Source organism: Serratia proteamaculans (assembly GCF_946227095.1).
Classification (GTDB): Bacteria; Pseudomonadota; Gammaproteobacteria; order Enterobacterales; family Enterobacteriaceae; genus Serratia; species Serratia proteamaculans_E.
The window spans coordinates 396860-411254 of sequence record NZ_CAMISV010000001.1; the positions used below are offsets into that span (position 1 = coordinate 396860).

Genomic DNA, 14395 nt, shown 5'->3' on the forward strand with positions numbered 1-14395 from the left:
CTTATCGCTCAGGCAGCACGCACAGCATTTCAAACAGCAGGTTGGCCGCCAGCAACGCGGTATTGCCGGAACGATCGTAAGGCGGCGAAACCTCCACCACGTCGCTGCCGACCAGATTCAGCCCCCGGCAGCCTCTGACGATCTCCAGGCCCTGCCAAACCGACAGCCCACCGACTTCCGGTGTGCCGGTGCCCGGTGCAAAAGCCGGATCCAGACCGTCGATGTCGAAGCTAAGGTATACCGGTGCGTTGCCCATCTGTTCACGCACTTCTGCCATCAACGGTGCCAATGAGCGATACCAGCAGGCTTCCGCCGGTACTACGCGAAATCCCTGTTTGCTGGACCAGTCGAAGTCATCGGCCTCATAACCGCTGCCGCGCAGACCAATCTGAATGACGCGTTGTGGCTGCAATAGCCCCTCTTCAAAAGCACGTCGGAAAGTGGTGCCGTGCGCCAATTTTTCACCAAACATCTCGTCGTTGGTGTCGGAGTGGGCATCTACGTGAATCAAGCCGACCGGGCCATATCGGCTGGCCATGGCACGCAGGACAGGCAGCGTCAGTGTGTGATCGCCTCCTAACGTCAGTGGGATGCAGCCGTGGGCCAAAATGCCGTTATAGGCCAGCTCAATGCGGCGGACGCTGTCCTCCAGGCTGTAAGGATTTATGGCCACATCCCCCAAGTCGGCAACCTGTAATCGTTCAAAAGGCGCGGCGGCGATGCCCATGTTGTAAGGGCGGATCATCACCGACTCTTGCCGGATTTGCCGCGGTCCATAACGCGTACCGCTGCGATTTGAAGTACCAATATCGAGGGGGATACCGACGAAGGCGGCATCCAGTCCCCGTGCATCATCGGCGACGGGCAGGCGCATCATGGTCGGGATACCGGCAAAACGCGGCATATCGTTGCCACTTTGGGGTTGATTCAACATGGGCTTTCCTTGTTCGGGTGCTGGTGAGTTTCAACATTTGGATAACAATTACAGGCTACCTCGCCACCTGACAGGGCTACCATTCCATCTTTGGGATGTAAGTATTGAAAATGCCAATGTTTTGTAACACCTTGAGCCATTGGTTTTTATTTTGAACTTATGCCATAAAATGGCAGTTCACGGCCACCGAACCCTCCCGGTGATGTTATGAAATGGTTAACAACTGGCAATTACTGTGGAGAAAAGGATGCTCACCAACCTAAGCGATATCGATCTGCGGCTGCTGCGGGTATTCGTCGCCGTTGCCGAAGCCCAGGGCGTCAGCGCGGCCCAGGAAACGCTGTTGATGAATCAGTCGACCATCAGCACCCATCTCGCCACGCTGGAGACCCGGCTGGGGTTTCGCCTGTGTCAGCGTGGCCGTTCCGGTTTTATGCTGACCCCGAAAGGCGAACGCATGCTGATCGCCTGCCGCACCCTGTTCAACGCTGCGCGTGACTTTACCCGCGTCAGTCAGTCGCTGAACGGCCTGTTGACCGGCGATCTGCAGATTGGCCTGGTGGATAATTTGGTGTCGCTGCCGGGCAATCCCTTCAGCCGAGCCATCAAACAGTTTCAACGCCGGCATCAGGATGTGCAGTTGCAGTGCCGAATTTGCGCCCCCGGCGAACTGGAACAGGGGTTGCTGAATCAACAGCTCGATGTGGGTATCGGTTATTTTGGCCAGCAGTTGGACGAGCTGCAGTATCAGCCCTGGATAGAAGAGACGCAGGCGGTCTATTGCAGCAGCGATCACCCGTTGTTTGCGCTGGAGCAGCCGGGGCGTGAACAGATTGAAAATGCGCGCTGGGTCAAACGCGGCTACCTGCTGGCGCAGCAACTCTGCCCACTGTCGCCGCTAAACCTCGGTGCCGTTGCCCATCATATGGAAGGCGTCGCCCATCTGGTGCTCAGCGGCGAGTATCTCGGTTACCTGCCCACCCATTACGCCGCGCGCTGGGTAGAACAAGGCGCATTGAAACAGTTAGGTGGACAGGCGCTGTCTTATCAGGCGGCATTGAGTCTGGTGACCCGACCCGGTTTGCCGAAGGAGGCGCTGAGCGCATTGCTGGAGGATTTGCAGCGCGCCGGAGAAGCTTCGGCCGCCATGGCGTTGCTGTAGCCCGTGTGCGAACAGCATAAAAAAATGCCCCGCACTTGGCAGGGCATGTTCAAACGCTTAGTTGACCGGCATACGCGCCGGATCCGGGTATTGATATTCAAATCCCAGTTCATTGCAGATACGGCTGCCGTCCACCAGCCGCCCGCCCTGCTCAGCTTCGGCAGCGAACTGTGGGGGCGCCAGATTTAACTGTTCTGCCAACGCCGGATAGAAGTCGCGTTTGGTCGGATGGGCCGGCGCACACAGGTTATAAACATGGCCGCCTTTCGGCAATTTCAGCAGCAGTTGGATCGCGCCGATCACGTCGTCCTGATGCACCAGATTGACCCCTTGCGAACCGCCTTTAACGTCAACTTTACCGGCCAGGAAACGGCCAGGATGACGATCGGCTCCCACCAGCCCTGCCAGACGCAAAATATCCACCGAGGTGTTCGGCAGCTCATGCAGCCAACGCTCCAGCTCTGCCAGCACCTGCCCCGAAGGCGAAACCGGCTTCAGCGGCGAGTCTTCGCGCACCGTGCCGGTGGTTTCACCGTACACCGAGGTTGAACTGGTAAACAGGATACGCGGCACGCCGAAGGCCATCGCGCTGTCCACCAGCATGCGTACCGCATTAAAATAGTTTTCACTGCCTTCGACGGTACGGCGAGCGGGTAACGTCACCACCAGCGCATCGACACGTAACAGCGCCTCCAGATCCTCCGGTTCGCAAATCAGTTCCGGCGTCATTTCCAACTGATAGCATTCAATCCCGCTCATCCGTGCGGCCTCGACGCCGTCCGGCGTGGTTTTACTGCCAACGACGTCAAATCCACGGCTCATCAGCGACAGAGCCAGCGGCATACCCAACCAACCCAGGCCAATAATGGCTACCTTTTTCATGATCTTCCTCTCTTGAAGACTGCAGCGCTTTGCCCATTAAGGCTACGCCAGTCGGCGTAGTGATTCAATCCACCGACCTTAAGCTTAGGTAAAGTCGCGTCCAGCTAATAACTCAACCTGTTTCAATAAATTAAATTTATGACGACAAAAAAGAGTTGCGCGACAGACGGCGGATAGTTTAGGTTAATTAGCAATTGAGTTTGTAGCGACTTTATACAGAGAACACACCATGACACGCATTCAGTTCAGCCACCATCATCACCATCACCCTGACTAGTCTTTCAGGCGATGTGTGCTGGAAGACGGTTAGTTAATCTTCCAGTGGCGCGCAGAATGCAAGAGAGAGCCCTCGGAAGATTTCTTCCGAGGGTTTTTTTTTGGCTCCGGACAGACAGACAAAATAATTTTCATAATAAATTCATAAAATTACAGATTAAACAGAGGTTACCATGCTGGATAAAACACGTTTACGGATAGCAATGCAGAAATCGGGCCGCCTGAGTGATGAATCACAGGAGCTGCTGGCGCGCTGCGGTATCAAAATCAACCTGCAGCAACAACGCCTGATCGCCTTCGCGGAGAATATGCCGATTGATATCCTGCGCGTGCGCGATGACGATATCCCGGGCCTGGTGATGGACGGCGTGGTCGACCTGGGCATTATCGGTGAGAACGTGTTGGAAGAAGAGCTGCTCAACCGCCGCGCCCAGGGCGAAGACCCACGCTACTTCACCCTGCGCCGCCTGGACTTCGGCGGCTGCCGCCTGTCGCTGGCCACTTCACTCGACAGTGAATACACCGGCCCGCAAAGCCTGCAAGACGCCCGCATCGCCACCTCTTACCCGCACCTGCTGAAGCAATACCTCGACAAACAGGGCGTGCGCTTCAAATCCTGCCTGTTGAACGGCTCGGTTGAAGTGGCACCACGTGCCGGTCTGGCCGACGCCATCTGCGACCTGGTTTCCACCGGCGCTACGCTGGAAGCCAACGGGTTACGTGAAGTGGAAGTGATTTACCGCTCGAAAGCCTGCCTGATCCAACGCGACGGCGAAATGCCGGAAGCCAAACAACAACTGATCGACCGCCTGATGACCCGTATTCAGGGCGTGATCCAGGCGCGTGAATCCAAGTACATCATGCTGCACGCGCCAAGCGAGCGTCTGGACGAAATCGTCGCGCTGCTGCCGGGTGCCGAACGCCCTACCATTCTGCCGCTGGCCGGCGCACAGAACCGCGTAGCCATGCACATGGTCAGTAGCGAAACCCTGTTCTGGGAAACCATGGAAAAACTGAAAGCGCTCGGTGCCAGCTCAATTCTGGTGTTACCCATTGAGAAGATGATGGAGTAAGGCCATGTCGAACTTCAATACTCTGGTCAACTGGGCAGACTGCAGCGCCGAACAGCGCACAGCACTGCTGATGCGTCCGGCGATCTCCGCCTCGGACAGCATCACCCGCACGGTGAGCGAAATCCTCGACAACGTGAAGGCCAATGGCGATCAGGCGCTGCGCGATTACAGCGCCAAATTTGATAAAACCGAGGTTGGCGCGCTGCGCGTCACCGCCGAACAGATAGCCGCCGCCAGCGCTCGTCTGGGTGATGAGATCAAGCAGGCCATGGCCGTGGCCGTTGCCAATGTGGAAACCTTCCACAATGCGCAACAGCTGCCGCCGGTCGATGTGGAAACCCAGCCGGGTGTGCGTTGCCAGCAGATAACCCGCCCGATCGATTCGGTCGGGCTGTATATTCCCGGTGGCTCCGCACCGCTGTTTTCTACCGTGCTGATGCTGGCAACACCGGCACGCATCGCCGGTTGCCGTCGCGTGGTGCTGTGTTCACCGCCACCGATTGCCGATGAAATTCTGTATGCCGCGCAACTGTGCGGTGTAAAAGAGGTGTTTCAGGTTGGCGGTGCACAGGCAATTGCCGCCATGGCATTCGGCACCGACTCCGTACCGCGCGTGGCAAAAATCTTCGGGCCGGGCAATGCCTTTGTCACCGAAGCCAAACGCCAAATCAGCCAACGACTGGACGGTGCGGCCATCGACATGCCGGCCGGCCCTTCCGAAGTGCTGGTTATCGCCGACGCCGGTGCCACTCCGGCATTCGTCGCCTCGGATCTGCTGTCGCAGGCAGAACACGGCCCGGACTCGCAGGTGATCCTGTTGACGCCGGACGCCGCCATGGCACAGGCGGTAGCCGAAGCGGTAGAGCAGCAACTGGCACAGTTGCCACGCGCCGAAACCGCCCGTCAGGCGCTGGCCAGCAGCCGACTGATCGTCGCCAAAGATTTGACCGAATGCGTGGCCATCAGCAACCAGTACGGCCCGGAGCACCTGATCATTCAGACCCGCAATGCCCGTGAGCTGGTCGATAGCATCACCAGTGCCGGTTCGGTGTTTCTTGGCGACTGGTCGCCGGAGTCTGCCGGTGATTATGCGTCCGGCACCAACCACGTGTTGCCGACCTACGGTTATACCGCCACCTGTTCCAGCCTGGGCCTGGCGGATTTCCAAAAGCGCATGACGGTGCAAGAGCTGACGCCGCAGGGCTTTATGAATCTGGCCGCCACCATTGAAATCCTGGCCGCCGCCGAGCAGTTGATTGCCCACAAAAACGCCGTGACCCTGCGCGTTGCCGCCCTGAAGGAGCAAGCATGAGCATTGAAAATCTGGCACGCACCAACGTTCGCGATCTGACCCCTTATCAGTCGGCCCGCCGCCTGGGCGGCAACGGCGACGTGTGGCTGAACGCCAACGAATACCCGATTGCCCCCGAGTTCCAACTGACCGCTCAAACCTTTAACCGTTACCCGGAATGCCAGCCGGCGCTGGTGATCGAACGCTACGCCGATTACGCCGGGGTTAAGAAGGAGCAGGTGCTGGTCAGCCGCGGTGCGGACGAAGGCATCGAACTGCTGATCCGCGCATTCTGTGAGCCAGGCAAAGACGCCATCCTGTTCTGCCCGCCGACCTACGGCATGTATGCCGTCAGCGCAGAAACCTTTGGCGTAGAGCGCCGTACCGTGGCGGCCAAACAGGACTGGCAGCTGGATTTACCGGCCATCGCCGACAGCCTGGACAACGTGAAGCTGATTTACGTCTGCAGCCCAAACAACCCGACCGGCAACCTGATCGATACCAACGATCTGCGCGCCGTGCTGGAAATGGCCAAAGGCAAGGCGATCGTTGTGGTTGACGAGGCCTATATCGAATTCTGCCCGCAGGCAAGCGTAGCCGGCTGGCTGAACGACTACCCGCATCTGGCGGTGCTGCGCACCCTGTCCAAAGCCTTTGCGCTGGCCGGGTTACGCTGTGGTTTTACCCTCGGTAACGAAGAACTGATCGCCCTGCTGCTGAAGGTGATCGCCCCTTATCCGCTGTCCACCCCGGTCGCCGATATCGCTGCTCAGGCGCTCAGTACCGAAGGGATCCGCGTGATGCGTCAACGGGTTACCGAGATTGCCGCCAACCGCAGCTGGTTGCAGCAGGCGCTGCAAAACTGTGCCTGCGTTGAACAGGTTTTCACCAGTGACAGCAATTACCTGCTGGCACGATTCACTGCCTCCAGTAATGTGTTTAAAACCTTATGGGATCAGGGCATTATCTTAAGAGACCAAAATAAACAACCTGGGTTGTCCGGCTGCCTGCGCATCACCATAGGTACCCGTGACGAATGCCAGCGTGTAGTTGACGCGCTGTCTACCCTGCCCGGTGCAACCGAGACTCGCCAGGAGCCAATGTGAGCCAGAAATTCCTCTTTATTGACCGTGACGGCACGCTGATTGCTGAACCGCCGGAAGACTTCCAGGTCGATCGCCTGGACAAGCTGGCGCTGGAGCCGGACGTGATCCCTTGCCTGCTGAGTTTGCAGCAGGCGGGTTATCAACTGGTGATGATCACCAATCAGGATGGCCTCGGCACCGCCAGTTTCCCGCAGGAAACCTTTGATCCGCCGCACGACCTGATGATGCAGATCCTCAGCTCTCAGGGCATCCACTTTGAAGATATCCTGATCTGCCCGCACCTGCCGGCGGACAACTGCGACTGCCGCAAGCCGAAGACCGCGCTGGTCAAAGGCTATCTGGAGCCCGGCGTGATGGATACCGTTCACAGTTACGTGATCGGCGACCGTCCGACCGATGTGCAACTGGCGGATAACATGGGTATTCAGGGGCTGCGCTATCAGCGCGACACCCTGGGCTGGAAAGAAATTACGCGCCAACTGACCCAGCGCGATCGCCATGCGCAGGTTAACCGCGTGACCAAAGAAACGCAGATCGACGTCAACGTCTGGCTGGATCGCGAAGGCGGCAGCAAGATCAAGACCGGCGTGGGCTTCTTCGATCACATGCTGGATCAGATTGCCACCCACGGCGGCTTCCGCATGGACATCAACGTGAAAGGCGATCTGTATATCGACGATCACCACACGGTGGAAGACACGGGTCTGGCCCTGGGCGAAGCGCTGAACAAGGCACTGGGCGACAAACGCGGCATCGCACGCTTCGGCTTTGTGCTGCCGATGGACGAGTGCCTGGCGCGCTGCGCGCTGGATATCTCCGGCCGTCCGCACCTGGAATACAAAGCAGAATTCAACTATCAGCGCGTCGGCGATCTGAGCACCGAAATGGTCGAGCACTTCTTCCGTTCGCTGTCCTACACCATGGGCTGCACCCTGCATCTGAAAACCAAGGGTAAAAACGACCACCACCGTGTCGAAAGCCTGTTTAAAGTGTTTGGCCGCACGCTGCGCCAGGCGATCCGCGTTGAGGGCAACACCCTCCCGAGCTCGAAAGGAGTGCTGTGATGGACGTGGTGATTCTGGACACCGGCTGCGCCAACCTCGCCTCTGTCACCTACGCGGTGCAGCGTCTGGGCTATCAGCCGGAGGTAAGCCGTGACCCGGAGATCGTCCTGCGCGCCGACAAGCTGTTCCTGCCGGGCGTTGGCACCGCGCAGGCGGCAATGGACCAGTTGCAACAGCGTGAGCTGATTGAGCTGATCAAGGCCTGTACCCAGCCGGTGCTGGGGATTTGCCTCGGTATGCAGTTGTTGGCCAAGAGCAGTGAAGAGAACGGCGGCATCGACACGCTGGGCATTATTGATACTCCGGTAACCCAGATGACCGACTTCGGCCTGCCGTTGCCGCACATGGGCTGGAATCAGGTGTCTGCCCAGGCGGGTCATCACCTGTTCCGCGGCATCGAGGACGGTGCCTACTTCTACTTTGTTCACAGCTATGCGATGCCGATATGCCCAAGCACCATCGCCCAGGCGAACTACGGCGAGCCCTTCACCGCCGCCGTGCAAAAAGACAATTTCTTCGGCGTGCAATTTCATCCAGAGCGATCTGGCGCGGCCGGTGCGCAACTGTTGAAAAACTTTCTGGAGATGTAGGCAGCATGATTATTCCAGCTTTGGATTTGATCGACGGCACCGTGGTGCGTTTGCATCAGGGCGATTACGGCCAACAACGCGACTACGGCAACGATCCGCTGCTGCGCCTGCAGGACTATCAGCAACAGGGCGCGCAGGTATTGCACCTGGTTGATTTGACCGGTGCCAAAGACCCCACCGCACGCCAAATCCCTCTGCTGCGCAAACTGCTGGCAGGGGTTAACGTGCCGGTACAGGTCGGCGGCGGCATTCGCAATGAGCAAGACGTTGTTGCCCTGTTGGAGGCCGGGGCGACCCGCGTGGTGATCGGCTCCACCGCGGTAAAACAGCCGCAGTTGGTACAGAGCTGGTTCGAACGCTACGGCGCGGATGCCATGGTGCTGGCGCTGGACGTGCGCATTGATGTGGACGGCACCAAACGTGTGGCCATCAGTGGTTGGCAAGAAAATTCGGACGCTACGCTGGAACAAGTAGTGGAGCAATTTCTGCCTTATGGCCTGAAGCACGTGCTGTGCACCGATATTTCCCGTGACGGCACGCTGGCCGGTTCCAACGTGGCGCTGTATCAGGAAATCAGCCAACGCTATCCGCAGATCGCCTTCCAGGCATCTGGCGGCATCGGCAATCTGGATGATATCGCCCAGTTGCGCGGCAGTGGCGTTGAGGGTGTGATTGTGGGGCGTGCCCTGCTGGAAGGTAAGTTTAGCGTTGAGGAGGCGATCGCATGCTGGCAAAACGGATAATCCCGTGCCTGGATGTTAAAGACGGGCAGGTAGTGAAAGGCGTGCAGTTCCGCAACCATGAGATTATCGGCGATATCGTGCCGCTGGCACAGCGCTATGCACAGGAAGGCGCAGACGAACTGGTGTTTTACGATATCACCGCATCAAGCGATGGTCGGGTGGTAGATAAAAGCTGGGTATCGCGCGTGGCAGAGGTGATCGACATCCCCTTCTGCGTCGCCGGTGGGATTAAAAGCCCGGAAGACGCCAGCCAGATCCTCTCTTTCGGCGCCGACAAAATTTCCATCAACTCCCCGGCGCTGGCCGACCCTACGCTGATTAGCCGCCTGGCGGATCGCTTTGGCGTGCAGTGTATTGTGGTCGGCATTGATACCTGGTTCGACAGTGAAACCGGCAAATATCATGTTAACCAGTACACCGGAGACGAAAGCCGCACCCGAGTCACCCAGTGGGAAACCCTGGATTGGGTGAAAGAAGTGCAAACGCGCGGCGCGGGCGAGATTGTGCTGAACATGATGAATCAGGACGGCGTACGCAACGGTTACGATCTGGAGCAACTGCAGCGAGTGCGTGAAGTGTGCAAGGTACCATTGATCGCCTCCGGCGGCGCGGGCACCATGGAACACTTCCTGGAGGCGTTCCGCGATGCGGACGTCGATGGCGCGCTGGCCGCTTCGGTGTTCCACAAGCAAATCATTAATATCGGCGACCTGAAAAGGTTCTTGTCCGAACAAGGTGTGGAGATCCGCCTGTGTTAACAGAACAGCAAAGAAACCAGCTCGACTGGGAAAAAACTGACCACCTGCTGCCGGTGATCGTCCAGCACGCCGTCTCCGGCGAAGTGTTGATGCTCGGTTATATGAACCAGGAAGCGCTGGCCGTCACCGAACAGAGCGGCAAGGTCACCTTTTTCTCACGCACCAAACAGCGCCTGTGGACCAAGGGCGAAAGTTCTGGCCACTTCCTTAACGTGGTCAGCATCACCCCGGACTGCGACAACGACACGCTGTTGATTCTGGCCAATCCGATCGGCCCGACTTGCCACCTGGGTAACACCAGTTGCTTCCACCCGGCCAGCAGCGATTGGGGTTTTCTGTATCAGTTGGAACAACTGCTGGCGGAACGCAAGACGGCCAGTCCCGACAGCTCTTACACCGCCAGCCTGTACGCCAGTGGCACCAAGCGTATCGCGCAAAAAGTCGGTGAAGAAGGCGTGGAAACCGCACTGGCCGCCACGGTGAACGATCGCGAAGAGTTGACCAACGAAGCTTCTGATCTGATTTATCACCTGTTGGTGCTGCTGCAGGATCAGGATTTGGACTTGAGCAAAGTGATTGGCCGGCTGCGCGAACGGCACCAGAAATAAACCTGTTTTACAGGCAAAAAAAAACCGCCGAGCGTAAACCTCGGCGGTTTTTTTATACTTCAAACGTCGGGATTATTCCATCCATTCGGTATGGAATACGCCTTCTTTATCGATACGTTTGTAAGTATGAGCACCGAAGTAGTCGCGCTGCGCCTGGATCAGGTTGGCAGGCAGAACCGCTGAACGGTAGCTGTCGTAGTAGGCAATCGCCGCAGAGAAGGTCGGCGTAGGGATGCCGTTTTGCACCGCGTAGGACACTACATCGCGCAGCGCCTGCTGATATTCATCAGCAATCTGCTTGAAGTATGGCGCCAGCAACAGGTTGGCAATATCTGCGTCGTGTGCGTAAGCGTCGGTGATTTTCTGCAGGAACTGAGCGCGGATGATACAGCCAGCACGGAAGATCTTGGCAATGTCGCCGTAGTGCAGATCCCAGTTGTTTTCTTTGGAAGCCGCTTTCAGCTGAGAGAAGCCCTGTGCATAGGAAACGATTTTGCCCAGGTACAGCGCACGACGCACTTTCTCAATGAATTCAGCTTTGTCACCGCTCACTGGAGTCGCTTTAGGACCGGTCAGTACTTTAGATGCGGCAACACGCTGGTCTTTCAGCGAGGACAGGTAGCGTGCGAACACCGATTCGGTGATCAACGACAGTGGCTCGCCCAGATCCAGAGAGCTCTGGCTGGTCCATTTGCCGGTGCCTTTATTGGCCGCTTCGTCCAGGATCACGTCAACCAGGTAGGTACCTTCTTCATCTTTCTTGGTGAAGATATCTTTGGTGATGTCGATCAAGTAGCTGTTCAGTTCACCTTTGTTCCACTCGGCGAAGGTTTCAGCCAGCTGTTCGTTGCTCAGGTTCAGCGCTTGCTTCAACAGGGAGTACGCTTCTGCAATCAGCTGCATGTCGCCGTACTCGATGCCGTTGTGCACCATCTTCACGTAGTGGCCGGCACCATCAGCGCCAATATAGGTCACGCAAGGCTCGCCTTCCGCTACTGCAGCGATTTTCTTCAGGATTGGCGCCACCAGCTCATAAGCTTCTTTCTGGCCACCCGGCATGATTGAAGGACCTTTCAGTGCGCCCTCTTCACCACCGGAAACACCGGTGCCGATGAAGTTGAAGCCTTGGTCAGACAGTTCGCGGTTACGACGGATGGTGTCCTGATAGTAGGTGTTGCCACCGTCGATCAGAATGTCACCTTTATCCAGATGCGGAGTCAGGGAAGCAATGGTCTTGTCAGTCGCTTCGCCCGCTTTCACCATCAGCAAAATGCGGCGTGGTTTTTCCAGAGATTCAACAAACTCTTCAACGGTGTAGTGCGGCACCAGGTTTTTACCCGGATTCTCTGCAATAACTTCGTCGGTTTTGTCGCCTGAACGGTTAAAGATCGAAACGGTGTAACCACGGCTTTCGATGTTCAGTGCCAGATTGCGGCCCATTACCGCCATGCCGACAACGCCGATTTGTTGCTTGGACATTGAGGAACTCCTGTCTGAGGATGACCCTGTTAACAGCTATGGCCAACAGGTTTTGTGATGTGGCACACATGTTAACTCAGGATTGAACCGCGTGGGTAGTGATTGGTGCGATAGGTCACACTTTTGCACGTCCTCAGACATCAGCAAGCCGTAATATGATTGTTTTACAATCACTTATTTATCAATTGCTGATAAAGTTCAATATAGCTTTCCGCCATACGTTCCGAGGTGAATAGCGCCTGAAAACGTTTGGCCGCATTCGCGCCGTATCGCTGTGCCAGCTCCGGATCTTGCCACAGTGTTGTCATCGCCGCTCGCAGCGCTTGCGGATCGGACGGTGGCACAACGAGGCCGGTTTCCTGATCAATATTGATGTAAGTCGTCCCTGTACCAATTTCACTCGAGATCAGGGGTTTACCATACATTGCCCCTTCGAGCAGGGTAATACCAAAGGCTTCAGAACGCAGATGGGACGGGAAAACTACGCTGTAGCATAGCTCCAGTAACGCGGCTTTATCTTCATCTGGCAGTGCCCCGAGGAAATGAATGTTTTTCAACCCCAGATCCTGCGCCTGCTGTTTAAGTTCGGCTTCGATTGGGCCGGCACCAATAATGACCAAAGGAAAATCGGTGTGCTGAATAGCCTCCAGCAAAATATGCAGGCCTTTGTAATAACGAAATGCCCCGACAAACAGGAAGAAGCGCTCGCCGACTTGTTGACGCCAGCGCTCAAGGTGAGCTTCATCAGCAACCGGATAAGACTTTTTATCCAGCCCATAAGGAATGACTTTCACCTTAGGCAGATATTTTTGCAGTACCGGGCTGGTTTCCACATAGTTTGGTGAGGCCGCGACAATGCAATCGACCGAACTCAAAAACTGGTTCATCAACGGCGTGTACATTTTCAGCGCCAGCTTTTGCTTAACAATATCTGAGTGGTAACTGACTACCGTGGGCTTTTTAACGCCGGCAATAAAGTGCACCAAATCCATAAATGGAAACGGGAAATGATAGTGAATGATGTCTGCCTGCGCCGCCAGTACCTTAAATTTGCTTATCGCACTCACCGAAAAAGGTGTGGATGCAACTTCAAAGTTGGTAGCTGCGTAGTACGCTGTGTGCATACCTACACGTTCATTATCAATGTCGCCTCGGGTGCTCAATGACAATGTTGTCGACTCAATCTGGTGACATGCACCGGCTTCACTTAATTGAAAAATAACCTGCTCTATGCCACCAAAGGAATCTGGGTAGTATGTCTTATAAAAATGCAGAACTTTCAACATGAAAAATATCAAACCTGCTGGTAAGCGAGAATGGTTTCTTGCGCACAACGTTGCCAAGAAAAATGTTTTGCTCGATTTAAACCCTTTATCCTGGCTTCTTCGCGCCAGATCTCATCTTCAATACTTTTTCGAAACAGCTCAGTGAGCGTTTCAACATCCTTCGCCGCACACATCAAGGCACTATCGCCAACCACTTCGGGCAGTGAAGCACTGTCTGAGCATACAACCGGCACGCCGGATGCCATCGCTTCCAGCACTGGTAACCCGAACCCTTCATACAGCGACGGAAACAGGAAACTGCGGGCACCAGCAAACAGGAAAGGCAAATCGGCTGATTTGGTGTAGCCAAGATAACGTAACCACCCGGCCTTCTCACCACGTTCAAAACGTTGATGCAATTCTTCGCTGCTCCACCCCTTAAACCCGCTGATAACCAGCGGAACATCAAGACGCAAAGCCAGCGGCAAGCGTTCGTAGGCATCCAGAAGTGTAGCTATATTTTTGCGCGGTTCGATAGAACCAGTGAATAAGCAGTACTGATTCGTCTTTAGACCTAGAGGGGCTAAAACACGCGAGATCTCTTCGGATTCACGTGGATAAAACTCCCCGCTGCTGGCCAACTGAGCCGCATAAACCCGGTTCAAGGGAAGACCGAAGTATTCGGCTAACTCACGGCGAGTGAATTCAGAGTCCGTGATTAAAATCTTTGCTCGCTTAATCGTCAGCAACAATTCTTTTTGCATAAAGCGAACACGTTCTGGCGGATGGCATTGCGGTAAGGTGAAGACCGAATTATCGTGAAAAGTCACCACGCAACGCTCAACATTAGGCGGCAAATAAAAATTTGGCCCATGATATATCGCATCAGGATGTTTTCTAAGCGCATGAGTTTTTAACCAAGGGGCAGTCAAACGATACAGTTCTGAGGCCACACGGCTTTTTTGTACCCAATGACGTAATCCCTGAGTTGAGGAAACTGTTTCTCTTGCCGTAGGGATCTGCTGGCTTAGATGGCGTCCTTGAAGAAATAAAAGCTCAGATATCTCTGAGCTTTCTTTCAAACAGTTGGCTAACTCATAGGTATATCGACCAATACCGGTTAAAGGATATCTAATCGGGTCAGTACCCAGTATAACTTTCATT

The 14395-nt window shown here is 55.8% G+C and carries 15 protein-coding genes and 1 other annotated feature; of the genes, 10 read left to right on the forward strand and 5 right to left on the reverse strand.

Annotation, left to right across the window (positions count from 1 at the left end; all coding sequences use genetic code 11):
- Window position 1 precedes the first annotated feature (1 nt).
- Window positions 2–934, reverse strand: a complete 933-nt coding sequence (gene speB / locus OC597_RS02030; protein WP_262207194.1) for an agmatinase — start codon at window positions 932–934, stop codon at window positions 2–4.
- 247 nt (window positions 935–1181) lie between these two features.
- Between speB and OC597_RS02035 the strand changes: the two genes are divergently transcribed.
- Window positions 1182–2096: a LysR family transcriptional regulator gene (locus tag OC597_RS02035; RefSeq protein WP_262207195.1), complete on the forward strand. Its 915-nt coding sequence runs from the start codon at window positions 1182–1184 to the stop codon at window positions 2094–2096.
- Between the two features lie 57 nt (window positions 2097–2153).
- Here the strand turns inward: OC597_RS02035 and OC597_RS02040 are convergent, their stop codons facing one another.
- The gene (locus OC597_RS02040) at window positions 2154–2978 is read right to left on the reverse strand and encodes an SDR family oxidoreductase (protein ID WP_261284081.1); all 825 of its coding nucleotides are present in this window, start codon (window positions 2976–2978) and stop codon (window positions 2154–2156) included.
- A 229-nt stretch (window positions 2979–3207) separates the two neighbouring features.
- Here OC597_RS02040 and hisL point away from each other — a divergent pair, with 229 nt between their 5' ends.
- The 9 genes from hisL to hisIE all read left to right on the forward strand — a co-directional run bounded on the left by hisL (window position 3208) and on the right by hisIE (window position 10487).
- Window positions 3208–3255 carry a his operon leader peptide gene (hisL, locus tag OC597_RS02045; RefSeq protein ID WP_101495319.1) on the forward strand — a complete coding sequence of 16 codons (48 nt, stop codon included), beginning with the start codon at window positions 3208–3210 and terminating at the stop codon, window positions 3253–3255.
- Window positions 3231–3357: a sequence feature (His leader region), on the forward strand. Its footprint overlaps the gene before it by 25 nt.
- Window positions 3358–3427: 70 nt before the next feature.
- Entirely contained in the window at window positions 3428–4327 is a 900-nt protein-coding gene (hisG, locus tag OC597_RS02050) for an ATP phosphoribosyltransferase (RefSeq protein ID WP_085115991.1), read from the forward strand.
- 4 nt (window positions 4328–4331) lie between these two features.
- Window positions 4332–5639, forward strand: a complete 1308-nt coding sequence (gene hisD / locus OC597_RS02055) for a histidinol dehydrogenase (RefSeq protein WP_261252547.1) — start codon at window positions 4332–4334, stop codon at window positions 5637–5639.
- A complete protein-coding gene (hisC, locus tag OC597_RS02060) occupies window positions 5636–6724 on the forward strand; it encodes a histidinol-phosphate transaminase (RefSeq protein ID WP_262207197.1) in 1089 nt (362 codons plus the stop codon). The genes hisD and hisC overlap by 4 nt, the downstream gene beginning before the upstream one ends.
- On the forward strand, window positions 6721–7788 hold the full coding sequence (gene hisB, locus OC597_RS02065; RefSeq protein ID WP_261252533.1) for a bifunctional histidinol-phosphatase/imidazoleglycerol-phosphate dehydratase HisB: 1068 nt from the start codon (window positions 6721–6723) through the stop codon (window positions 7786–7788). The genes hisC and hisB overlap by 4 nt, the downstream gene beginning before the upstream one ends.
- Window positions 7788–8378: an imidazole glycerol phosphate synthase subunit HisH gene (gene hisH, locus OC597_RS02070; RefSeq protein WP_099064154.1), complete on the forward strand. Its 591-nt coding sequence runs from the start codon at window positions 7788–7790 to the stop codon at window positions 8376–8378. The genes hisB and hisH overlap by 1 nt, the downstream gene beginning before the upstream one ends.
- Before the next feature lie 5 nt (window positions 8379–8383).
- A complete protein-coding gene (hisA, locus tag OC597_RS02075) occupies window positions 8384–9121 on the forward strand; it encodes a 1-(5-phosphoribosyl)-5-[(5-phosphoribosylamino)methylideneamino]imidazole-4-carboxamide isomerase (RefSeq protein ID WP_261252529.1) in 738 nt (245 codons plus the stop codon).
- A complete protein-coding gene (hisF, locus tag OC597_RS02080) occupies window positions 9103–9879 on the forward strand; it encodes an imidazole glycerol phosphate synthase subunit HisF (RefSeq protein ID WP_085115985.1) in 777 nt (258 codons plus the stop codon). The genes hisA and hisF overlap by 19 nt, the downstream gene beginning before the upstream one ends.
- On the forward strand, window positions 9873–10487 hold the full coding sequence (hisIE, locus tag OC597_RS02085) for a bifunctional phosphoribosyl-AMP cyclohydrolase/phosphoribosyl-ATP diphosphatase HisIE (RefSeq protein ID WP_099064152.1): 615 nt from the start codon (window positions 9873–9875) through the stop codon (window positions 10485–10487). Before hisF ends, hisIE begins: the two co-directional genes overlap by 7 nt.
- A 72-nt stretch (window positions 10488–10559) precedes the next feature.
- Here hisIE and gnd read toward each other — a convergent pair whose 3' ends face one another.
- From gnd to OC597_RS02100, 3 genes are all read right to left on the reverse strand, one after another.
- Window positions 10560–11966, reverse strand: coding sequence for an NADP-dependent phosphogluconate dehydrogenase (gnd, locus tag OC597_RS02090; RefSeq protein WP_085115982.1), 1407 nt, complete (start codon window positions 11964–11966; stop codon window positions 10560–10562).
- 170 nt (window positions 11967–12136) lie between these two features.
- Window positions 12137–13252 (reverse strand): glycosyltransferase family 4 protein, encoded by a 1116-nt coding sequence (locus tag OC597_RS02095; protein WP_316044850.1) that lies wholly within the window; start codon window positions 13250–13252, stop codon window positions 12137–12139.
- Between the two features lie 8 nt (window positions 13253–13260).
- Window positions 13261–14394 (reverse strand): glycosyltransferase family 4 protein, encoded by a 1134-nt coding sequence (locus OC597_RS02100; protein ID WP_261168064.1) that lies wholly within the window; start codon window positions 14392–14394, stop codon window positions 13261–13263.
- Window position 14395 lies beyond the last annotated feature (1 nt).